General features: G+C 66.5%; 19 protein-coding genes. 6 read left to right on the plus strand and 13 right to left on the minus strand.

Annotated elements, in window-relative coordinates; genetic code table 11:
* Positions 1-28 precede the first annotated feature (28 nt).
* The 4 genes from F6X37_RS21330 to F6X37_RS21345 all read right to left on the minus strand — a co-directional run bounded on the left by F6X37_RS21330 (position 29) and on the right by F6X37_RS21345 (position 3646).
* A complete protein-coding gene (locus F6X37_RS21330; protein ID WP_090800752.1) occupies positions 29-664 on the minus strand; it encodes an L-threonylcarbamoyladenylate synthase in 636 nt (211 codons plus the stop codon).
* 113 nt (positions 665-777) lie between these two features.
* The gene (locus F6X37_RS21335) at positions 778-1608 is read right to left on the minus strand and encodes a 3',5'-nucleoside bisphosphate phosphatase (RefSeq protein WP_187612668.1); all 831 of its coding nucleotides are present in this window, start codon (positions 1606-1608) and stop codon (positions 778-780) included.
* A gap of 178 nt (positions 1609-1786) precedes the next feature.
* Complete coding sequence (locus tag F6X37_RS21340; RefSeq protein ID WP_187612669.1) at positions 1787-2671, minus strand: alpha/beta fold hydrolase; 885 nt, start codon at positions 2669-2671, stop codon at positions 1787-1789.
* Positions 2672-2740: 69 nt separating this feature from the next.
* A complete protein-coding gene (locus F6X37_RS21345; RefSeq protein ID WP_187612691.1) occupies positions 2741-3646 on the minus strand; it encodes a ferritin-like domain-containing protein in 906 nt (301 codons plus the stop codon).
* Positions 3647-3925: 279 nt separating this feature from the next.
* On the opposite strand from F6X37_RS21345, the gene F6X37_RS21350 reads away from it, so the two are divergent.
* The 3 genes from F6X37_RS21350 (at position 3926) to F6X37_RS21360 (ending at position 6025) form a co-directional block, all read left to right on the plus strand.
* On the plus strand, positions 3926-4450 hold the full coding sequence (locus F6X37_RS21350) for a gamma carbonic anhydrase family protein (RefSeq protein WP_184004143.1): 525 nt from the start codon (positions 3926-3928) through the stop codon (positions 4448-4450).
* 63 nt (positions 4451-4513) lie between these two features.
* Positions 4514-5464, plus strand: a complete 951-nt coding sequence (hslO, locus tag F6X37_RS21355; protein ID WP_090800759.1) for an Hsp33 family molecular chaperone HslO — start codon at positions 4514-4516, stop codon at positions 5462-5464.
* Between the two features lie 198 nt (positions 5465-5662).
* Positions 5663-6025: a hypothetical protein gene (locus tag F6X37_RS21360; protein WP_090800761.1), complete on the plus strand. Its 363-nt coding sequence runs from the start codon at positions 5663-5665 to the stop codon at positions 6023-6025.
* 95 nt (positions 6026-6120) lie between these two features.
* Here the strand turns inward: F6X37_RS21360 and ftsB are convergent, their stop codons facing one another.
* The 9 genes from ftsB to F6X37_RS21405 form a co-directional block, all read right to left on the minus strand.
* On the minus strand, positions 6121-6558 hold the full coding sequence (gene ftsB / locus F6X37_RS21365) for a cell division protein FtsB (RefSeq protein WP_090800763.1): 438 nt from the start codon (positions 6556-6558) through the stop codon (positions 6121-6123).
* A 114-nt stretch (positions 6559-6672) separates the two neighbouring features.
* Positions 6673-7956, minus strand: coding sequence for a phosphopyruvate hydratase (gene eno / locus F6X37_RS21370; RefSeq protein WP_187612670.1), 1284 nt, complete (start codon positions 7954-7956; stop codon positions 6673-6675).
* A 165-nt stretch (positions 7957-8121) separates the two neighbouring features.
* Positions 8122-8976: a 3-deoxy-8-phosphooctulonate synthase gene (gene kdsA / locus F6X37_RS21375; protein WP_090800765.1), complete on the minus strand. Its 855-nt coding sequence runs from the start codon at positions 8974-8976 to the stop codon at positions 8122-8124.
* Positions 8973-10634, minus strand: a complete 1662-nt coding sequence (locus tag F6X37_RS21380) for a CTP synthase (RefSeq protein ID WP_184022401.1) — start codon at positions 10632-10634, stop codon at positions 8973-8975. The genes kdsA and F6X37_RS21380 overlap by 4 nt, the downstream gene beginning before the upstream one ends.
* A gap of 142 nt (positions 10635-10776) precedes the next feature.
* On the minus strand, positions 10777-11580 hold the full coding sequence (locus F6X37_RS21385; RefSeq protein WP_184022399.1) for an alpha/beta fold hydrolase: 804 nt from the start codon (positions 11578-11580) through the stop codon (positions 10777-10779).
* A 116-nt stretch (positions 11581-11696) separates the two neighbouring features.
* Positions 11697-14339: a DNA internalization-related competence protein ComEC/Rec2 gene (locus tag F6X37_RS21390; protein ID WP_187612671.1), complete on the minus strand. Its 2643-nt coding sequence runs from the start codon at positions 14337-14339 to the stop codon at positions 11697-11699.
* A 115-nt stretch (positions 14340-14454) separates the two neighbouring features.
* Positions 14455-15243, minus strand: coding sequence for a TatD family hydrolase (locus F6X37_RS21395; protein ID WP_184057318.1), 789 nt, complete (start codon positions 15241-15243; stop codon positions 14455-14457).
* Positions 15244-15286: 43 nt separating this feature from the next.
* Complete coding sequence (gene lolD, locus F6X37_RS21400; RefSeq protein ID WP_410451386.1) at positions 15287-16003, minus strand: lipoprotein-releasing ABC transporter ATP-binding protein LolD; 717 nt, start codon at positions 16001-16003, stop codon at positions 15287-15289.
* 31 nt (positions 16004-16034) lie between these two features.
* On the minus strand, positions 16035-17288 hold the full coding sequence (locus tag F6X37_RS21405; RefSeq protein WP_184048864.1) for a lipoprotein-releasing ABC transporter permease subunit: 1254 nt from the start codon (positions 17286-17288) through the stop codon (positions 16035-16037).
* 305 nt (positions 17289-17593) lie between these two features.
* Here F6X37_RS21405 and F6X37_RS21410 point away from each other — a divergent pair, with 305 nt between their 5' ends.
* The 3 genes from F6X37_RS21410 to prfB all read left to right on the plus strand — a co-directional run bounded on the left by F6X37_RS21410 (position 17594) and on the right by prfB (position 21640).
* Positions 17594-18703, plus strand: coding sequence for a regulator (locus F6X37_RS21410; RefSeq protein WP_187612673.1), 1110 nt, complete (start codon positions 17594-17596; stop codon positions 18701-18703).
* 16 nt (positions 18704-18719) lie between these two features.
* Positions 18720-20426, plus strand: a complete 1707-nt coding sequence (gene recJ / locus F6X37_RS21415) for a single-stranded-DNA-specific exonuclease RecJ (RefSeq protein ID WP_187612674.1) — start codon at positions 18720-18722, stop codon at positions 20424-20426.
* Between the two features lie 109 nt (positions 20427-20535).
* Positions 20536-21640 (plus strand): peptide chain release factor 2 gene (gene prfB, locus F6X37_RS21420; protein ID WP_187612675.1). Its coding sequence is split into 2 segments (ribosomal slippage): positions 20536-20616 and positions 20618-21640, totalling 1104 coding nucleotides; the frame shifts between segments, so codons are not numbered across the junction.
* Positions 21641-21670: the final 30 nt, after the last annotated feature.

Here is a 21670-nt window from a genome sequence, read left to right on the forward strand (position 1 = left end):
CGTGTCTGTCCGCTTTCGCTCACGACGCTCACGCCGTTTCCTCGAGACCGAACGGCGCGAGCGAGCCGCGCCCTGCCCGCACCAGCACCGGCTCCGAGCCGGTCAGATCGATCACGGTGGACGGCTCGCACACGCACGCGCCGCCGTCGATCACCAGATCGAGCTGCTTTTCGAGCCGCGCGCGGATTTCCTCGGGGTCGTTCAGCGGCTCGGTTTCGCCGGGCATGATCAGTGTCGAGCCGAGCAGCGGCTGGCCAAGCTCCTCGAGAATCGCGAGCGTGATCGCGTGATCCGGCACGCGCAGGCCGATCGTCTTGCGCGACGGATGCGACACGCGCCGCGGCACTTCCTTGGTGGCCTGCAGCACGAACACGTACGGACCCGGGGTCACCGACTTAAGCAGCCTGTACTGCCAGTTGTCCACCATAGCAAAATTGGCGAGCTCCGACAGATCACGCACGAGCAGCGACAGTAGTTGCTTTTCGTCGAGTCCGCGGATGCGCCGCAGGCGTTCGACCGCATCCTTGTCGTCGAGACGGCAGGCGAGCGCGTAGGTCGAATCGGTCGGCAAGGCGACCACGCCGCCGCCGTTGATGATCTGCACGGCCTGCTTGACGAGACGCGGTTGCGGATTGTCGGGGTGAAGCCGAAAGTATTGGGACATGGAGACTCACGATGGCGGCAGACGAACTGCGGCGGATGGGCTGCGGCGAGCAGAGCGCGTGCCGCATCCAGCCGGCCCGCGCGCGCGCCGTGCCGCTCCGGCACGGCGCGCGGTCACAGCCAGCGTTCCCAAACGGGCTTCAGATCAGCGGGTAGCGGCGGCAGTGCACCGAGTTCGATGCGGCCTTCGCCAGGCGCATGGAAGTCCGAACCGCGCGAGGCCTCGAAGCCATAGCGACGCGCGACGTCCGCATATTCGCGGTACTGGTCGGGCGTGTGGCTGCCGGTCACGACCTCGATCGCCTCGCCGCCGAGGTCGATGAATTCGCCAAAGAACGCGTCGAATTCGAGTTGCGAATATGCGTAACGACCGGGATGCGCGACGATCGCGACGCCGCCCGCGGCCTGGATCCAGCCGAGTGCGTCGGCGAGCCTGGCCCAGCGGTGCGCGACGTAAGCCGGCTTGCCGTCGCCGAGATAGCGGTCGAACACTTCCTGGGTGTTTGCGCAGTGGCCGTGCTCGACCAGGAAGCGCGCGAAATGCGTGCGCGACATCATGTCGGGATTCGATACGTAATGCAACGCGCCCTCGTACGCGTCTGGAATGCCGAGCGTGGCCAGTTGCTCGCCGATTGCTTCGGCGCGCGCGGCGCGGCCGTCGCGCGTGCGGGCGAGACCGTCGCTCAGGATCTGGCTGCCCGGATCGATGCCGAGTCCGACGATGTGCACGGTGCGCCCCGCCCACGTGACCGAAATCTCGACGCCGCTCAGGTAATCCATGCCGAGAGCCTCGGCCGCGGTGCGCGCCTCGTGCTGGCCGCCCACTTCGTCGTGATCGGTGAGCGCCCACAGCGTCACGCCGTTAGCGTGCGCGCGGCGCGCGACGTCGGCCGGCGCGAACTGGCCGTCGGAAACGGTGGAGTGGCAGTGAAGATCGGCGTTCATCGTGGTCCTGGAAGGGTTCTGCGGTCATTTTACTGCAATGCAGTAAGGGGCCGCAGGGGTATCTCGCGACGCCAGTGCCGGTTGCCGGCGTGCCGCGAGGCCAAGACCAGTCAGCGCCGATCCCGCGACCTCCGGGCGACCCACGAGCGCCGTTTCAAACGTAGCTTCAGGCGCGGTGTCAGGCGCAGAACCCCTCGATCAACGCGGCGATCTGCTCCGGCTGGTCGTGATGCACCATGTGCCCCGCGCCGTCGATGATCTTCTCGCGCCAATCGGGAAACGCCTGGAAACGCGCCTTGAATTCGTCGAGCGGAATGTCGCCGGCGATCTGCGCGAGCGTCGGCGAGCCGGCGGCCTCGACGTGCAGCACCTTCGCGCTGACCTTACGCCATACCGCCATCACCTCGTCGAGGCGATACAGCGTCGGGCCGCGGACCTTGTGCGCCGGATCGGCGAGCAGCATGAAGCGCCCTTCGCCATCCGGCTTCGACCAGTGCTGCGCGAGAAACTGCGCACGCCGCGGAACGAGGCGCGGATTGGTTTTGATCAGGCGCGCGGCGACCTCGTCGAGCGACGCGTAGCGCCTGAGCTGCGGTGGATCGCGCAATTCGTCGAGCCAGTTGAGCAGGCGCTTCGGCGCCTGCGCCGAATGCGATGGCGCGAGCCCGAAGCCTTCCAGATCGACCACGCGCCGTACCCGCTGCGGCCGCACGCCCGCATACAGGCACACGACGTTCGCGCCCATGCTGTGACCGACGAGGTTCACCTGGCCGTCGGGCGCGTAGTGGTCGATCAGCGCGTCGAGATCGCCGAGATAGTCCTGCACCCAGTAGCTGCCGCCGCCGCGCTCGGCGACCGGCCAGTCGGACAGACCGAAGCCGCGCATGTCGGGCGCGATCACCTGCCAGTCGCCACCGAGCGCATCGACGACGAACTGGAACGACGCGCCGACGTCCATCCAGCCGTGCAGCATGAACAGTATCCGCGCATCGGGATGGCCCCAGCGCCGCACGTGCAGCCGGACGCCGCGCGCGGCAACGAACTCAGAGCGGGATGTATTCATGAACGGCGCACCCGTAAAAAAGAATGGTCGTTCGATTATAGGAACAGCGGCGCAAGAAGTGGTAACGGTTTATTGACGCGATGCTCGGTCGTCCGTTGCCTGCATGGCTTGCTGCGCATCCTGACTCGCGAGCGCGGCGAGTTCGGCGTCGTCGAAACCAGCGTCGCGGCGCGCTTCGAAATTGAACGGGCCACGCAGTTTCGGCGCGTGATACTGGTCGGCGAGACGCACATAGGTGTGGTGCGGATCGAGGCCGTCCGCGTCGCACAGGTGACGAAACCAGCGGTTGCCGATCAGCACGTGGCCGATTTCATCGCGCAGGATCACGTCGAGAATCGCCGCCGACGCGTGATCGCCGGCCTGCTGCAGACGCGCGCGGATCGGCGGCGACGCGTCGAGGCCGCGCGCTTCGAGCGTACGCGGCACGAGCGCCATGCGCGCGAGCACGTCGCCACGGGTGCGCTCGCACATGTCCCATAGGCCGCCGTGCGCCGGGAAGTCGCCGTACGCGTGGCCATATTCGGCGAGACGCGCGGCGAGCAGCGAGTAGTGATACGCCTCTTCAGCGGCGACCTTGAGCCAGTCGGTATAGAACCCGGCGGGCATGCCGGGGAAACGCCAGATGGCGTCGAGCGCCAGATTGATCGCATTGAACTCGATGTGCGCGAGCGCGTGGAGCAGCACCGCGCGGCCCTGCGGCGACTGCATGCTGCGTCGACCGAGTTGGCGCGGTTCGACCAGTTCGGGCCGTTCGGGGCGGCCCGGCAGGCCAGCGGGCTCGGCGAGATCGAGGCCGGAGTCACAGAGCGCGCGACCGTCGAGTACCGCAGCGTACAGCTCGCGGGCCGCCGCGGCCTTCGCGGCCGGATCCCGCTCGCGCAACGCCGCGAGCGCGGCGCGGCGCGCGCACGGCGGCTCGTCGTGAGAATTCGATGCGGGAGAAGCGACAGAAGCGGGCGAAGCGGCGGACGTCATGACAAACGGATCGGCGATGGAAGCGGTAAAGACGGCGGACAGACGGCGGCTGAGCCGCGCGCGAGCGGCCAAGCGGCTCAAGCACACAACCGTTTACAATACCCGATTCGACCAACCGGCGCGCTTTCGGGCACGCCCGTCAGTTGGCGACGCAAGACCGCCAACCTCGCACCGCGCCGGCTGCGCGCCGCCCCGCCCATGCGTGGCAACCGATCAGACCATCATCGTGCACAGGATCGGAGTCACCGAAGGCCCGGCTCTGACCAACAAGGAGACATTGTGACGATTTACAAGCTGGGCGAAGCTGCCCCGATCATTCATGAAAGCGTGTTCGTCGCGGATTCGGCGAACATCATCGGCAACGTAACGCTCGAGGAGAACGCGAGCGTGTGGTTCGGCGCGACACTGCGCGGCGACAACGAGCCGATCACGATCGGCGCCGGCAGCAACGTGCAGGAAAGCGCGGTGCTGCACACCGACCCCGGCTATCCGCTGACGGTCGAGTCGAACGTGACGATCGGCCATCAGGCGATGCTGCACGGCTGCACGATCAAGGAAGGCGCGTTGATCGGAATTCAGGCGGTGGTCTTGAACGGCGCGGTGATCGGCCGCAACTGTCTGGTCGGAGCGGGCGCCATCGTCACCGAGGGCAAGGTGTTTCCCGACAATACGCTGATCCTCGGCGCGCCCGCGAAGGCGGTGCGCGAACTGACGGAAGCGGATATCGCCAACATGCAGCGCGGCGCGGCAAGCTATGCCGGGCGCCGCGAGTATTTCAAGGCGCAGCTCGTACGCATCGGCTAGACGGCCGGCGCGCGGTGCGCAAAGGCGCGGCGTCATGCCGCGTCATTCCAGCGAGGAAAAGTTGTGAGCGACCAGTTGCAAAAATTCATGTTCAGCGCGGCGCCGGTGCGCGGCGAGATCGTTTCCCTGCGCAATACCTGGCAGGACGTGCTGACGCGCCGCGATTATCCGGCGCCCGTGCGAACGATTCTGGGCGAAATGATGGCCGCGTGCGCGCTGCTGTCGGCGAACCTGAAGTTCGACGGCACGCTCGTCATGCAGATTTTCGGCGATGGCCCGGTCAAGATGCTGGTCGTGCAGTGCAGCTCGAACCTGACGATGCGCGCCACCGCGAAGCTGTCCGGCGAAGCCGCCCATACGATCGACGACACGACCTCGCTCATCGATCTGGTGAACGCGAGCGGCTACGGCCGCTGCGTGATCACGCTCGACCCGACCGCCAAGCAGCCCGGCCAGCAGCCGTACCAGAGTATCGTGCCGCTGTCGGGCGTGGACGGAGCGCTGAAGTCGATCGCCGAGGTGCTCGAGCACTATATGCATCACTCCGAGCAGCTCGACACGCGCATGTGGCTCGCGGCGAACACCGAGCGCGCGGTCGGCATGCTGCTGCAGAAACTGCCGGGCGACGGCGGCATCGTCCCGCATCCGGGCGAGCTCGACGCGGATACGTGGGAACGCGTGTGCACGCTCGGCGGCACGCTGTCGCACGACGAGCTGCTGAAGGAAGAACCTGAGACGGTGTTCCGACGCCTGTTCTGGCAGGAAAACGTCCAGCATTTCGAGCCGGTTACCGCGCGCTTCGAATGCACGTGCTCGCGCGAAAAAGTCGGCGCGATGCTGAAGATGCTTGGCCGCGATGAAGTCGACAGCGTGATCGAGGAACGCGGCCACGTCGAGATTCACTGCGAGTTTTGTAATCAGCGCTACGAGTTCGACCCGGTCGACGTCGCGCAACTTTTCGTGGCCGGCGGACTCTCACAGGGTGTGACGCCGGCGGCCGCGCAGCGGCACTAGACCGCGCTTTCGCCGAAGCGGAGTACGTGCCCGTGAACTGATCGGGCTCTTCAACGCAAGTCCTGACCGCGCCGCCCCATGCCTCGTCACGGCTCGGGCGGCGCGTTGCTTTTGAGCGCGGCGTTGATACTTTGGAAGGATGCGGCGCTGCGCGTTGGAAGACGCTTGCTCGAGCCTCGGACCGATGGAGATTCGACCATGAAGCACACGCTTTCGTTGATCCTTGCCGTCCTCACGGGCAGCGCGGTGCTGGCCGGCTGCTCGATCGATCCGCGTGGCCCAGCGCCGATTCTGAGCCGTCTGCCGCCCGATCAGGCCGAAGCCATCAGTCATACGCAGACGCTGACACCGGAGGAACGCGCGCGCTATGACGCGATCGAGCAACAGGTCATGTTCGAACAGAATCAGACGATGGCCGCGGACGCCGCCGCGCAAGCCTGGTCGCGCTATTACTCGCGTTCGCCACCCGTGAGGTTTTCCGCGGGCTTCTCGAGCGGCGGTTGGGGACGTGGCTGGGGAACCGGGATCGGCGTCGGGTTCGGGCCGTATTGGGGCTGGTAGGGCGAACACGGCAGCATAAAAACAAAAAAGCGCGGTTCAGGATGAACCGCGCTTTTTTTGCGCCTTCCTGCGAGGCCGATGCGAAATATCGAACCTCAGTGCACCGGCTTCTTCTCCTTCGCAGCCGCTGCCTTCCCGCCATGCTTGCGATCCGGCTTCGCGCGCGACTCCGGATTCGGCACCACATGCAGCGGCGCAGCCGACACCTCACCGCGCGTCGAGGTGTTCGCCGACGGCGTATTCGCCAACGGCAACGGCTGGTTCGGCGACACGAACTGCACGAACACTTCGCCGTCCTTGACCATGCCCATTTCATAGCGCGCCCGCTCTTCGACCGCGGCCGTGCCATTCTGCAGGTCCTGCACTTCGCCCTGGATGCGCTCGTTGCGCAGCTTCGCGTCGGCATTCTTCTGCAGTTGCTGCGCGAGTTGTCCCTGCAACTCATGCACGCGCAGCCAGCCGCCGTGCCCCCACCAGAGCGGGTACTGGATCAACGCCAGCAGAACGATCAGGACAGCAGTGACAAGCCGCATGAAGTAAGCACAATAAATACGCGCCGCCCTGCGCTATACGCAGGGCGGCGAGGTCAATCAGAAACGAAGGATAACCGGCTCATCGATCGGCGTGAACAATCTGGCGAAGACCGCTTAGCGCAGATTGTAGAAGGCCGACTTGCCCGGGTAGCTCGCGATATCGCCGAGATCTTCCTCGATACGCAGCAGCTGGTTGTACTTCGAGATGCGGTCGGAACGCGACAGCGAACCTGTCTTGATCTGGCCGGCGTTCAGACCGACGGCGATGTCCGCGATCGTCGAGTCTTCAGTTTCGCCCGAACGGTGCGAAATCACCGCCGTGTAGCCCGCGCGCTTGGCCATTTCGATCGCCGCGAAGGTTTCCGTCAGCGTGCCGATCTGGTTGATCTTGATCAGGATCGAGTTCGCGATGCCCTTCTCGATGCCTTCCTTCAGGATGCGCGTGTTCGTCACGAACAGGTCGTCGCCGACCAGCTGGACCTTGTTGCCGAGCTTGTCGGTCAGCGTCTTCCAGCCTTCCCAGTCGCCCTCGTGCATGCCGTCTTCGATCGACACGATCGGGAACTTGTCGGCGAGGTTCGCGAGGTAGTCCGCGAATTCCGTCGACGACAGCTGCAGGCCTTCGCCCGCGAGCTGGTACTTGCCGTCGTGGTAGAACTCGCTCGCCGCGCAGTCGAGCGCGAGCAGCACGTCTTCACCGGCGCGGTAGCCTGCTTTCTCGGTGGCTTGCAAAATAGTGGACAGGCATTCCTCGTTGCTGCCGAAGTTCGGTGCGAAGCCGCCTTCGTCGCCGACTGCCGTGCTCATGCCGCGGTCCGACAGGATCTTCTTCAGCGCGTGGAACACTTCGGCGCCGCAGCGCAGTGCTTCGCGGAAGCTCGGCTGGCTGACCGGCACGATCATGAATTCCTGGATGTCCAGGCTGTTGTTCGCATGCGCGCCGCCGTTGACGATGTTCATCATCGGCACCGGCAGTTGCATGGCGCCCGAGCCGCCGAAGTAGCGGTACAGCGGCAGACCGGCCTCCTCAGCCGCGGCCTTCGCGACGGCCATCGACACGGCCAGCATCGCGTTCGCGCCGAGGCGCGACTTGTTGTCGGTGCCGTCGAGCTCGAGCAGCGTCTTGTCGAGGAACGCCTGCTCGGAAGCGTCGAGACCCATGATCGCTTCGGAGATTTCCGTGTTGATGTGCTCGACGGCCTTCAGTACACCCTTGCCGCCGTAGCGGCCGGCTTCGCCGTCGCGCAGTTCGATCGCTTCGCGCGAGCCGGTCGACGCGCCCGACGGCACGGCCGCGCGCCCCATCGTGCCCGACTCGAGCAGCACGTCGCATTCGACCGTGGGGTTGCCTCGCGAATCGAGAATCTCTCGACCGATGATGTCTACGATAGCACTCATGGTTTCCTCAAAGGATGACGTTGAATTCTTTACTGTGACCTTGCATCGCGTGCCTGCCGGTCTCCCCGACAGACAGCTCGCGCGCCGATACGTTCGACGACCATTATGCGAAAACGCCGCGGGTCGATTATCGAGGGCAATCGTGACACGCGGCGCACACCTGAATCAGTTGAAATCGCTTTCGAGGAACGGCCCGCGCTTGACGGCCCGGTCGAGCGTGACGAGCGTCTCGAGCAGGTCGGCCATGCGATTGAGCGGCACCGCGTTCGGCCCGTCCGACTTCGCTTGCGCCGGATTCGGGTGCGTTTCCATGAACAGACCGGCGACGCCGACCGCGACCGCGGCGCGCGCGAGCACCGGCACGAATTCGCGCTGGCCGCCCGAGCTCGTGCCCTGACCGCCCGGCAACTGCACCGAATGCGTCGCGTCGAACACGACCGGCGCGTTGGTCTCGCGCATGATCGCGAGCGAACGCATGTCCGACACGAGGTTGTTATAGCCGAACGACACGCCGCGCTCGCACGCCATGAAGCGGTCTTCGGACAGACCCGCTTCACGCGCGGCGTCGCGCGCCTTGTCGATCACGTTCTTCATGTCGTGCGGCGCGAGAAATTGGCCCTTCTTGATGTTGACCGGCTTGCCCGAGCGCGCGCACGCGTGGATGAAGTCGGTCTGACGGCACAGGAACGCGGGCGTTTGCAGCACGTCGACGACCGACGCCACCTGCTCGATCTCGTGTTCGGCGTGCACGTCGGTCAGCACCGGCAGACCGAGCTGGCGCTTCACTTCCGACAGGATGCGCAGACCTTCGTCCATGCCCAGACCGCGAAACGACTTGCCGCTGCTGCGATTGGCCTTGTCGTACGACGATTTGTAGATGAACGGAATATTCAGCTTCGCGCAGATTTCCTTCAGGCGGCCGGCCGTGTCGATCGTCATCTGTTCGGATTCGACGACACAGGTACCGGCGATCAGGAAAAACGGCTTGTCGAGCCCGACGTCGAAATCGCCCAGTTTCATGCTTTCTCCTCGACCCTCGACTGCTGATGCGCGAGCGCCGCTTCGACGAACGACTTGAACAGCGGATGACCGTCACGCGGCGTAGACGTGAATTCAGGGTGGAACTGGACGCCGACGAACCACGGGTGCATGCTGCGCGGCAGCTCCATCATTTCCGGCAAATCCTCGCTCGGGGTACGGGCGCTAATGATGAGGCCACCGCCTTCGAGCTGGGGCACGAAACGGTTATTCACCTCATAACGGTGACGATGGCGTTCGTTCACATCGGTGCCGTAGATCTCTTCGGCGAGCGTGCCGGGCTTGATCGGGCAGCGCTGCGAGCCGAGGCGCATCGTGCCGCCGAGATCCGACTCTTCGGTACGCTTCTCGACGCGGCCTTCGCGGTCGTACCACTCGGTGATCAGCGCGACCACGCGGTTCTTCGTTTCCTGATCGAATTCGGTGCTGTTCGCGTCCTTCAGGCCGACGACGTCGCGGGCGAATTCGATCACGGCGAGCTGCATGCCGAGGCAGATGCCGAGATACGGCACCTTCGCTTCGCGCGCATAACGGATCGCGGCGATCTTGCCTTCAGTGCCGCGACGGCCGAAGCCGCCCGGCACGAGCACCGCGTCGAGATGCTTGAGGCTCCCTACGCCTTGCGTTTCGATTTCTTCGGAGTCGATGTACTCGATATTCACGCGCGTCGACGTATGCATCGACGCATGACGCAGCGCTTCGATCAGCGACTTGTACGACTCGGTCAGATCGACGTACTTGCCGACCATGCCGATCGTCACTTCGTGCTTCGGGTTCTGCAGCTTCTCGACGAGGTCCGACCACATGGACAGGTCCGCCGCCTTCGGCGTGAGCTTCAGCTCTTCGCAGATGATCGCGTCGAGACCCTGGTCGTGCAGCATCTGCGGAATCTTGTAGATGCTGTCCGCGTCCCACACGGAAATCACCGCGTCTTCGGGCACGTTCGAGAACAGCGAGATCTTCGCGCGCTCGTCGTCCGGAATGCGGCGGTCGGCACGGCACAGCAGCACGTGCGGCGAAATGCCGATTTCGCGCAGCTTCTGCACGCTGTGCTGGGTGGGCTTGGTTTTGAGTTCGCCGGCCGTGGCGACCCAGGGCACCAGCGTCAGGTGCACGAAGCACGCGCTGTTGCGGCCGAGGCGCAGGCTCATCTGGCGCGCGGCTTCGAGAAACGGCAGCGATTCGATGTCACCCACCGTGCCACCCACTTCGACGATCGCGACATCCGGCTCGCCGCACGTCGCAGACGCTGCGCCGCGCTCGACGAATGCCTGGATTTCGTTCGTGATGTGCGGGATGACCTGCACGGTCTTGCCGAGATAATCGCCGCGGCGTTCCTTGCGGATTACCGACTCGTAAATCTGGCCCGTGGTGAAGTTGTTGGCCTTGCGCATCTTCGTGCTGATGAAGCGCTCGTAGTGGCCGAGGTCGAGGTCGGTTTCCGCTCCGTCTTCCGTCACGAACACTTCGCCGTGCTGAAACGGGCTCATCGTGCCGGGGTCGACGTTGATGTAGGGATCGAGTTTGAGGAGGGTGACTTTAAGACCGCGCGATTCGAGGATCGCGGCGAGGGAAGCGGCGGCAATACCCTTGCCGAGGGAAGATACTACGCCGCCGGTGACGAAAACATATTTGGTCATCGCTGGATGCTCGCGGGAAAAACGGATTATACCGTAAAGGATGGTCCCGACCCAGCAAAAAACGGCCGACCCACGCGTGCCGAGGCCGCCTCGCATGGCAGCCGGCGCAGCGGTTTGGGGCCCGCTTCGTGCGCGCAGCACGTTAGGCGGTTCGCTCCAGCTCACGCAGCATGCGTTGCACCGCGCGCGCGGTTTCGATCGGCTTTTCCATCGGATACAGATGGCTGCCCTCGATCCACTCGACATGCCCGCCGGTCGCGCGTCGCGTCGCGTCGAGCCCGGCCTGGCGGATTTCCTTCGAGCGTGTTCCGGCGATGAACCCGACCGGCACCGGCGCGCCGCGCGCGAGCCGCGCGCCGAGCGTATGCGGCAGCGTCCGGTAGATCTGGTATTCGGTGCGACGATCGAACGCGAGCACCCGGGTGCCGTCGGGCGAACTCTGCGGAATGCCGAAGTCGATGTAGTCGGACAGCATGCGCTCGTCCCAGCGCGCGAACGCGGGCTTCGAATGGAAGTGCCGCCATGCTTCGTCACGGCTCGTCCATTGCGTGCGCCGCTTGCGCGTCGCGGCGGCGGGCGACAGCCGCTCGTCGAGCCCGGTCCATTGCGACACGCGCAGCATGCTGCTGCGCCAGCCGGCGATCACCGGCGAGTCGAGCATCACGACGCCCCTCACCCACTGCGGCTTTTTCAGCGCCGCCATCAGCGACAGATAACCGCCGAGCGAATGCCCGACGAGCCACACCGGCTGCTCGTACTTGCGGGCGATATCGTCAAGCAGTTGCTCGACCAGATGGGGCCAGTCCTGCGTGACCGGAAAGCGCGGATCATGGCCGATCCGCTCGATCGAGCGCACGTCGTAGTCGTCGGAGAGCTCGGCGAAGATCGTCCGGTAAGTCGAGGCCGGAAAGCCGTTCGCATGCGAGAAATGGATGATGTTTTTCAACTGCGGCGATCTCCGTTGTGTTTTTTACGCGTGGGCGGTGCTTTGCCTGTGCCGCTGCTTATACCGCTGCTTGCGCCTGTTGTCTGCGCTGTTGCGCTCATCGGGCCGCGACGCGCTCAGGGCTCCATCCAGTAGCGGCGCTGCGTGTCCCGATAGCGCTCGAGCGTGAGCGCGGCGCCCTCCTCACCGCGCGCGCCCGGATCGACGTCGACCCTCACGGCGCCATCGCGATCGCTGCGCCCGAGTTCGATATGACGCGCCGCGTAGCGCGCGAACACGCCCGCATTCGGATGATGGAAGCGATTCTCGTAGCCTACCTGAAATAACGCGATGGACGGATCGATAGAGTCGAGGAACGGCTCGGTCGACGACGTTTTGCTGCCATGATGCGGCACCATCAACACTTGCGCGCGCAGCATAGCGGGATCGCGCGCGAGCAGCGCGCGTTCGGTCGGCGCTTCGATGTCGGCGGTCAGCAGGGCCGTGAAACGCGGCGCGTTCGCACCGACGAACGCCGCCGCCTGGCTTGCGTTGGTGGGCGGCAACGTGCTGACCCTCAACACGCAGCAATGCTCGTTCGGCTTGCCCGTGAGTGCCCCGACGTCAGGCCACAGCACGGCGAACTCAACACCATCCCACTGCCAGCGCTGCCCCGCCATGCACGGCAGCGTCTGCGTGCCATGCTGTTTTGCCTTCGGCCACAGCGGATTGTCCGGCGCCAGAGCAGCCACCAGCTGACGCACCTCGATCGCCTCGAAAACGGCAGGGGCGCCGCCCGCATGATCCGAATCGGCGTGACTGATCATCAGCGTATCGAGCGTCGTCACGCCTTGCGCCCGCAGGAACGGCACCACCACGCGCTCGCCAGCGTGGCTCGATTCCGGACCGGGACCCGCATCGAACAGCAAGGCGTGATGCGCGGTCTGCACGAGCACCGACGAGCCCTGCCCGACATCGAGCGCAGTCAGACGGAACGCGCCTGATGGCTCGGCGAGTGCGCCGCTTGCGCTGGGCATCAGCAGCGGCAGCCACGACAGCGGCGCCGCCCAGCGCAGGGGCCAGCCGCGCGGCGCGAGACACCACAGCACACCGAGCGCCGCCGCGGCCAGCGCCCACGCATGCGGCTGCGGCAGCCACCACAGCGTCCAGCGCGGTCCCGACGCCAGTTGCAGGCCGGCCGCGAGACCATCGAGCAGCGTGTGCGCGGCGCGCCACGCGAACGCATCGAGCGGCGCGGGCAATGCGACGCCCGCGAGCACCGTCGGCGTGACGAGCAGGCTCACCCAGGGAATCGCGAACGCGTTCGCGAGCGGACCGGCGAGCGGAATTTGCGCGAACCAGTAGGCGGTCAGCGGCGCCAGCGCGACCGTCACCGCGACCTGCGCGTGAGCGGCGCTGCGCAACCGTTCGGCGAGCACGCGCAGACGCCGGATCGATACGCGACGCGCCGCGCTGCCCTCCTCGTCTTCATGATGACGGGACGCCAGTGGAACCCGCACGCGCGGCCGCCCCGACATCGCGAACAGGATCGCGCCGACTGCGCAAAACGACAGCCAGAATCCGGCCGACACGACCGCCCACGGATCGACCAGCAGCACGAGCCCGAGCGCCCACGCGAGCACCGTGGAGCGCGCTAGCTGCCGGCCGCCGACGAACGCCAGCGCGACGAGCGCGGCCATCCACAGCGCGCGTTGCGCTGGCACGTTGAAGCCCGCGAGCGCGGCATGCAGTGCGGCGAACATCGCACCGGCCGTCACGCCGACGAGCTGCGCGGGCAAGCGCAGCGGCCAGTTGCGGCCGAGCCACCCCGAACGTCGCCAGATTGCCGCCGCGAGCCAGCCGGTCAGCGCCGCGACCAAGCCGAGATGCAAGCCCGAAATCGCCACCAGATGACTCGTGCCGGTGCCGCGCATCAATTGCCAGTCGGCGGGGCTCACTTCGTCCTGCGCGCCGATCGCGAGCGCGACGACGATGCCGCGATGCGGCGCATCGGCAAGCACCGCGTCGATACGCGCACGCAACCCGGCGCGCCAGCGGTCGACCAGCACGGCGAGCCCGCGCGCGTGACCGGTCAGGCGCCGCGCATGGTCCGGCACGCTCACGTAGCCGGTCGCGCGGACGTTGCGCGCGAGCAGACTCGCCTCTGCATCGCGCACGCCGAAATTCGCGTTGCCGTGCGGGCGCTTCAGGCGCACGGTCAGACGCCAGCGTTCGCCCGGTTCGAGCCGCGGCGTCGCGGCGCCGCGCGCGATCCAGGCTAGCTGGATCACGCGCGGGAAAGCGGCGAGCCGCGCACCGTTCGTATCGACCTCGAACAGGAAGCGCGCGCCTTTGTCGTCACGCGTCGGCAATCCCTTGATCGTGCCGACCACCTCGATATCGCGCCCCTCCCACTCGTGCGGCAGGCTCACCGCGAGCCGCGTTTGCGCGCGCACGGCCGCGTAGCCGAAGCCGACGCAGATCGCCGCGCACCACACCGCGCCCCAACCGGCCACCCGCCGCATGCGAGCGTCGCGCCATACGCCGCTAGCGAGCTGGTGCGAGAAGCCCCGCTCGTGTTCGCGCTGGAGCGCCGCACCGGCCGCACCTGTCACACCCGCCGCCGCAGCCGCTCCGCCGCCACGCAAACCCCACACCGCAACGCCGGCCGCCGTGCAGCCGAGCAGTATCAACGCGCACCATGTGCCTGTATCCGGCAACACCGCCTGTCGCTGCAGCCAGACCACCCCCAACGCAAATCCACACCAGACCGCCCTCATTCGCCCTCCGTACCCGCTGGCGCCGGGCCTCGTCACCGCGCCAGCGAACGGGCAGCAGCGAGCCCGCCGGGCGTGGGGATCGCCCGACGCGAACCCTTTCGATCAACGGAATCGATTATGCAGAGGAAAGCGCGAGTCGCGGCAGCGCGGCGAGCGCGTTAGCCGTTGTGCCAAGGGCGGCTGCGTCGGAAGTGACACCGCGCAGTCGCGCGAGGCTCGCGCCGATCGCCGGAATCTGCTCGGGTGAATTGCGCTGTCTGTACATCCACGACGGCGCGATATCCGGCGCGTCGGTCTCGACGACCAGCGCATCGAACGGCAGCTGTTCGGCGAGTCGCCGGATCTGCCGGGCGCGCTCGAACGTGAGGTTGCCGCCGAACCCAAGATGCATGCCCTGATCGATGTACGCCTGCGCCTGCTGGAAACTGCCATTGAACGCGTGCGCGATGCCGCGATGGATCTGATGCCGGCGCAGCCCTTTGATCACCTGATCCTGCGATTTGCGCACATGGCAGATGACCGGCAAATCGAATTCGCGCGCGAGCTGCAACTGGCCGTTGTAGAAAAACTGCTGGCGCGCATCGTCGAGGCCGTCGACGAAATAGTCGAGCCCGATCTCGCCGATGCCGACGAAGCGCGGATCGTCGAGACTCGCCTCGATCTCCATGCGCAACAGGTCGAGGTCGGCATCGACGGCGTGCGGCGTGAGGAGCGGATGAATGCCGAGCGCGTACGCGCCGCCGTCGACGCGATGCGCGAGCTCGCGCACCGCCGCGAAATTCTGTCGCCCGATCGCCGGAATCACGATGCGCGACACCCCCGCATGGCGCGCGGACGCCGCAACCGCATCACGGTCGGCGTCGAACTCCGAAGCGTCGAGATGGCAGTGCGTATCGATCCACATGGGTTATCTCGCTGGCAAGAGGACGGACCGTGCCGGCCCGCACTCAGACCGGCACCGGCGGCTCTTCGTGCAGCACGCCGTCGCGCAACCGCATGATGCGATCACAGCGGCCCGCCAGCTCCGGGTCGTGCGTGACGATCACGAAGCTCGTCTCGAGCGTGCGCGACAGTTCGAGCATCAGGTTGAAGACCGTGTCGGCGGTGCCGCCGTCAAGGTTACCGGTCGGCTCGTCGGCGAGCACGCAGGCGGGCTTCGTGACGAGCGCACGCGCGAGCGCGACACGCTGACGCTCGCCGCCCGACAGCTCGCCCGGCCGATGCTTCGCGCGATGCCCCATGCCGACGCGCTCCAGCACCGCCATGGCCTCGCGGCGCGCGACTTCGGTCGTCTCGCGACGAATCCGCAGCGGCATCGCGACGTTATCGAGGGCGGAAAACTCCGGCAGCAGATGGTGAAACTGATACACGAAACCGAGCGCGCGATTGCGCAGGTCGTTGCGCTCGCGCTCGGAGAGCTTCGTGAACGGCTTGCCGAGCACCGACACGTGGCCCGCGCTCGGATCGTCGAGACCGCCGAGCACGTGCAGCAGCGTGCTCTTGCCGGAGCCCGACGCGCCGACGATCGCGAGTTTCTCGCCGCGCCGCACGGCGAGTTGCGCATTGTTGAGCACCTGCACGTTCAGCCCGCCCTGCACGAACGCTTTGGAAATGCCGGTGGCTTCGAGCACGAACGGATGCGACGCGGAGTCCTGAGCGGTCATGGATGAATCGGTTGAGGGATGGACGAGGCGGTCATTCATAGCGCAGCGCCTCCGCCGGACGGACCTTCGCGCCGCGCCAGCTCGGATAGAGCGTCGCGAGCGCCGACAGCACGAACGCGATGATGCCGATGCGCGCGACGTCCGCCGGAACCAGCTCCGACGGCAGCTCGCTGATGAAGTACACCGACGGCGGCAGGAATTGCACGCCGAGCAGATGCTCGATCATCGGCACGAGCCACGGAATGCTCCACGCGATCAGACAGCCGAGCACGACGCCGGTCGCCGTGCCGATGAAGCCGATCGTCACGCCCTGCACGACGAAGATCTTCATGATCGAGCCGGGTTGCGCGCCGAGCGTGCGCAGGATCGCGATATCGGCCTGCTTGTTGGTCACCGTCATCACCAGCGACGACACCAGATTGAACGCGGCCACCGCAATGATCAGCGTCAGGATGATGAACATCATGCGCTTCTCGATCTGCACCGCCGAGAACCAGGTCTTGTTCTGCTGGGTCCAGTCGCGGATGTACAAATCGCCCGACAGCGTGCGCGCGAGCTGATGCGCGACTTCCGGCGCGCGCTGCATGTCGGTGAGGCGCAACCGCACGCCGGTCGGCGCGGGCAGCCGGAACAGCGCCTGTGCGTCCTTGATGTTGATCAGCGCGAGCGTGCTGTCGTATTCGTAATGGCCCGACTCGAAGATGCCGACCACCGTGAACTGCTTCAGGCGCGGCAGCATGCCGGCCGGCGTGATCGTGCCTTCGGGCGCGACGAGCGTGATCTTGTCGTTCAGCTGCACGCCGAGATTGGCCGCCAGATCGGCGCCGAGCACGATGCCGAAGCCGCCGGGCACGAGGTCGGCCAGCTTGCCGCCTTTCATTTCCTTGCCGATATCGGACACTTCAGGCTCGAGGGTCGGCTCGATGCCACGCAACGCGACGCCGCTCACCGCGTCCTGGCGCGTCAGCAGCGCCTGGGCCTCGACGTAAGGCGCCGCGCCGATCACCTCCTTGTTCTGGCGCGCCTCCTTCGCGGTCAGTTGCCAGTCGGGCATCGAACCGGTCGGCGAAAAGATCTCGACGTGCGCGAGCACCGACAGCATGCGGTCGCGCACCTCTTTCTGAAAGCCGTTCATCACCGACAACACGACGATCAGCGCCGCGACGCCAAGCGCGATGCCCGACATCGACACCAGCGCGATGAACGAAATGAAGCCGTTACCGGTCGTGCGTTTGCCGGCGCGTGTGTAGCGCCAGCCAATCTGCCATTCGTAGGGAAATTTCAAGCGAATCCTTTTGTGCGTTCTTCGACTGTATGTCGGGACCGGCGGACATCGACGTCCGCCGTGCGGCCCGAGCGTCGTGATCGTTGGGCTCGCGGCGGCGCGGATCGTTCCTCGCGCGCCCGGCCGCTGTGCGGCTCTGCCGGCGCATAGAGGCGCGGCGCCGCGGTGCGCCACCGTGCCGGGTCCGGCGATCAAGCGCGAAGTTTGCCACACAATGGCGCCGGCTCGCGCAATGGACGTGCCTTGGCCGCGCCATCGACAAACCGGCCGCGCTTCGTCGAAATACTCGCACCGTTTGCCCTACAATGCGCAGCATCATGCCTGCCGACCGCCTCCATCTTCTGCTGCCCTTCGCGCTGCCTGCCGCGGCCGACGCCTCCACCGCGCTTCACGACATCCAGTGTCCCGCTCTCGACAGGCTGATCGCGCGCGCGACGCTGATCGAACGCGTGATCGGCGAGGATTTTCAGCGCACGCTGCCGCACGAGCGCTGGGTCGCGCGACAATTCGGCGCGCTGCCCGACGGCGCCTCGGCCGCCGCCGACGAAGCCCCGCTCGCGCCCTACATGCTGCGCGCCGACGGCGGCGAACCCGGCAACGCGACGTGGGCCTGCGTGCAGCCGGTACACGTGCACATCGCGCACGACCATCTGGTGCTGATCGACCCGGCGTCGCTCAATCTGTCGGACGCCGAAGCGAGCACGCTGCTCGCGCTCGCACGTCCGCTGATCGAGGAACTCGGCGTGCGCATCGAGGCGCCCAAGCCAATCCGCTGGTATCTGTCGAGCGACGCTTTCGGTTCGCTCGCGGGCGCGTCGCCGTTGCGCGCGAGCGGCCGCAACATCGAGATCTGGTTGCCGCACGAAGCGCATTCCGGCGAACGCTCTCGCGCGTGGATGAAGCTGCAGAACGAAGTGCAGATGGCGTGGTTCGAGCATCCGGTCAACGAAGCGCGGGAGGCGCGCGGGCTGCCGGCCGTCAACTCGATCTGGTTTCACGCGCAAGGCGCCGCGCGGAGCGTGCGCAGTCCGTTCGCGCAGGTGCTGTCCGATGCCGCCGCAACGCGCGGTCTCGCGCTCAGCGCGGGGGTCGCGACAGGCGCGCCGCCGGCGTCGTATCGCGAACTGGCCGCGGCGCTGCGCGGTACCACCTACGGCAGCGGCGCAACGCTCGTCGAACTCGACCCCTTCTCCGCGCCCTACGTCGAACAGGACTGGGCGCGCTGGAACCAGGCATTCGCCGCGCTGCAGACCGACTGGTTCGCGCCCGCGCTCGCGGCACTCCAGTCGGGCGAACTCGCCGAGCTCGGCCTCACGCTGTGCGGCGACACCGGCTCGGTGACGCTGACGGTCACGCGCGGCGATCTGCGCAAATTCTGGCGGCGGCGCATGCTGGCCTCGCTTTTCATCGAATGATCCACGGCCCTTCCGCATGACCCGAATCGTTACACGCCCCTGCTCCCCCGTCGACGCCGAAGTGCTGACCCGCTGCGGCCTGCATCCGGTGCTCGCGCGCCTGTACGCAGCGCGCGGCGTGTGCCTGCCCGAGGACGTCGAAACCGGCCTCGCGCGGCTCGTGCCGCCCGCCGAACTGAAGGGCTGCGACGCGGCCGCCGCGCTGCTCGCCGACGCGCTCCAGCAGCAGCGCCGCATGCTGGTCGTCGCCGACTACGACTGCGACGGCGCGACCGCCTGCGCGGTCGCAGTGCGCGGGCTGCGCATGTTCGGCGCGCGCATCGACTACCTGGTGCCGAACCGCATGGAGCACGGCTACGGGCTCACGCCGGACATCGTCGAGCTGGCGGCGCGTAGCGCGGCCGGCAAGCCCGATCTGCTGATCACCGTCGACAACGGCATCGCGAGCGTCGACGGCGTCGCGGCGGCCAATGCGCTCGGCATCGATGTGCTCGTCACCGACCACCACCTGCCCGGCGACGAACTGCCCGCCGCGCGCGCGATCGTCAATCCGAATCAGCCGGGCTGCACGTTCCCGAGCAAGTGCCTCGCCGGCGTCGGCGTGATGTTCTACGTGCTGCTCGCGCTGCGCGCCGAACTGCGCCGCCGTGGGGCGTTCGGCGACGCGCTGCCCGAGCCGCGCCTCGACGGCCTGCTCGATCTGGTCGCACTCGGCACCGTCGCCGATGTCGTCAAACTCGACGGCAACAACCGCGTGCTGGTCGCGCAAGGTCTGCAGCGCATCCGCCGCGGCCGCATGCAGCCGGGCATCGCCGCGCTGTTTCGGGCCGCCGCGCGCGATGCGCGCAACGCCTCCGGCTTCGACCTCGGCTTCGCGCTGGGACCGCGCCTGAACGCGGCGGGACGGCTGTCGGACATGTCGCTCGGCATCGAATGCCTGAGCACCGACGACGTCGGCCGCGCATGGGAACTCGCGCAGCAGCTCGACACGATGAACCGCGAGCGCCGCGAAATCGAGGCCGGCATGCAGCAGCAGGCGCTGGACGACCTGTCGACGGTCGATCCCGACGGCGCGACCACGATCACGTTGTTCAATCCGGGCTGGCATCAGGGCGTGATCGGCATCGTCGCGGGACGGCTGAAAGAGAAGTTCCACCGCCCGTCGTTCACGTTCGCGCCGGCCGACGATACCGGCATGCTCGTCAAGGGCTCGGGCCGCTCGATCGCGGGCTTCCACCTGCGCGACGCGCTCGATCTGATCTCGAAGCGCGAGCCGGACCTGATCGTCAAATTCGGCGGCCACGCGATGGCCGCGGGCCTGACGATCGCCGCCGCCGACGTGCCGCGCTTCACCGCCGCGTTCGAGGCGGTCGGCCGCGAATGGCTGTCCGCGCAGGCGCTCGCGCGCACGATCGAAACCGACGGCGAGCTCGAAGACGCGTACTTCACGCCGCAATTCGTCGAAATGCTCGACGCGGCCGTCTGGGGCCAGGGTTTTCCGGCGCCGGTGTTCTCCGGCGAATTCGAGGTCGCCTCGCAGGCGTTGGTGAAGGACAAGCACCTGAAGCTGCAACTGCTGCGCGGCCGCCAGCGCTTCAACGCGATCTGGTTCAATCACACCGACACGCTGCCCGCGCGCACCACCGTCGCCTACCGGCTCGCGAGCGATACATGGAACGGCGTGTCGCGCGTGCAACTGATCGTCGAGCACGCGGTGAGCTGAAATCTTCCGCAAAATCAATCGCGAACACGCGCTGGATCGCCCGCGAGGCTCCGGCGCGGCGTGCCGATCGGCTATAATTTCTGCTTTTTACGCAGAATAGAAGATCGACATGGAAGCGGAACGTCTCAACGCGATCGAAGCCTCTCTGGCCGACCTGCGCAAGCGCGCGGACGACCTACGGGGGTATCTTTGACTACGACGACAAAGCACTGCGTCTAATCGAAGTCAACCGGGAACTCGAAGACCCGGACGTCTGGAACGACTCGAAGCACGCCCAGGCACTCGGTAAGGAAAAGAAGCTGCTCGACGACACGGTCGGCAAGCTCACGTCGATCGCGAACGACGTGCGCGACGCGCAAGACCTGTTCGCGATGGCACGCGAAGAAGCCGACGACGACACGCTGCTCGCCTGCGAGGGTGACGCCCAGGCCATCGAGGCACGCGTCGCCGACATGGAATTCCGCCGGATGTTCGCTAATCCGGCCGATCCCAACAACGCCTTTCTCGACATCCAGGCCGGCGCCGGCGGCACCGAGGCGTGCGACTGGGCGTCGATGCTGCTGCGCCAGTATCTGCGTTATTGCGAGCGCAAGGGCTTCAAGACCGAAGTGCTCGAGCAGACCGAAGGCGACGTCGCCGGCATCAAGAACGCGACGATCAAGATCGAAGGCGAATACGCGTACGGCTTCCTGCGTACCGAAACCGGCGTGCACCGGCTCGTGCGCAAGTCGCCGTTCGACTCGTCGGGCGGACGTCACACGTCGTTCTCGTCGGTGTTCGTGTACCCGGAAATCGACGACTCGATCGAAGTCGACATCAACCCGGCCGACCTGCGCATCGACACGTACCGCGCTTCGGGCGCGGGCGGTCAGCACATCAACAAGACCGACTCCGCGGTGCGTATCACGCACATGCCGTCGGGCATCGTCGTGCAGTGCCAGAACGACCGCTCGCAGCACCGCAACCGCGCCGAAGCCATGGCGATGCTGAAATCGCGCCTGTACGAAGCGGAAATCCGCAAGCGTCAGGCCGAGCAGGACAAGCTGGAAGCCGGCAAGACCGATGTGGGTTGGGGCCATCAGATCCGTTCGTACGTGCTCGACAACAGCCGCATCAAGGATCTGCGCACCAACGTCGAAATCAGCAATACGAAGAGCGTGCTCGACGGTGACCTCGATCCGTTCATCAGCGCGAGCCTGAAACAGGGCGTCTAGGCGCGCACGGCGCGGCCCCGTTCACCGATC

The sequence above is a fragment of the Paraburkholderia sp. 31.1 genome, assembly GCF_014397645.1.
In the GTDB taxonomy this organism is placed as follows: domain Bacteria; phylum Pseudomonadota; class Gammaproteobacteria; order Burkholderiales; family Burkholderiaceae; genus Paraburkholderia; species Paraburkholderia tuberum.

What these genes read in the sequence shown, in the direction of transcription:
- F6X37_RS21330 (WP_090800752.1), bottom strand. Translation starts at nt 664, where the DNA reads ATGTCCCAATACTTTCGGCTTCACCCCGACAATCCGCAACCGCGTCTC.
- F6X37_RS21335 (WP_187612668.1), bottom strand. Translation starts at nt 1,608, where the DNA reads ATGAACGCCGATCTTCACTGCCACTCCACCGTTTCCGACGGCCAGTTC.
- F6X37_RS21340 (WP_187612669.1), bottom strand. Translation starts at nt 2,671, where the DNA reads ATGAATACATCCCGCTCTGAGTTCGTTGCCGCGCGCGGCGTCCGGCTG.
- F6X37_RS21345 (WP_187612691.1), bottom strand. Translation starts at nt 3,646, where the DNA reads ATGACGTCCGCCGCTTCGCCCGCTTCTGTCGCTTCTCCCGCATCGAAT.
- F6X37_RS21360 (WP_090800761.1), top strand. Translation starts at nt 5,663, where the DNA reads ATGAAGCACACGCTTTCGTTGATCCTTGCCGTCCTCACGGGCAGCGCG.
- ftsB (WP_090800763.1), bottom strand. Translation starts at nt 6,558, where the DNA reads ATGCGGCTTGTCACTGCTGTCCTGATCGTTCTGCTGGCGTTGATCCAG.
- eno (WP_187612670.1), bottom strand. Translation starts at nt 7,956, where the DNA reads ATGAGTGCTATCGTAGACATCATCGGTCGAGAGATTCTCGATTCGCGA.
- kdsA (WP_090800765.1), bottom strand. Translation starts at nt 8,976, where the DNA reads ATGAAACTGGGCGATTTCGACGTCGGGCTCGACAAGCCGTTTTTCCTG.
- F6X37_RS21380 (WP_184022401.1), bottom strand. Translation starts at nt 10,634, where the DNA reads ATGACCAAATATGTTTTCGTCACCGGCGGCGTAGTATCTTCCCTCGGC.
- F6X37_RS21390 (WP_187612671.1), bottom strand. Translation starts at nt 14,339, where the DNA reads ATGAGGGCGGTCTGGTGTGGATTTGCGTTGGGGGTGGTCTGGCTGCAG.
- F6X37_RS21395 (WP_184057318.1), bottom strand. Translation starts at nt 15,243, where the DNA reads ATGTGGATCGATACGCACTGCCATCTCGACGCTTCGGAGTTCGACGCC.
- lolD (WP_410451386.1), bottom strand. Translation starts at nt 16,003, where the DNA reads ATGACCGCTCAGGACTCCGCGTCGCATCCGTTCGTGCTCGAAGCCACC.
- F6X37_RS21410 (WP_187612673.1), top strand. Translation starts at nt 17,594, where the DNA reads ATGCGCAGCATCATGCCTGCCGACCGCCTCCATCTTCTGCTGCCCTTC.
- recJ (WP_187612674.1), top strand. Translation starts at nt 18,720, where the DNA reads ATGACCCGAATCGTTACACGCCCCTGCTCCCCCGTCGACGCCGAAGTG.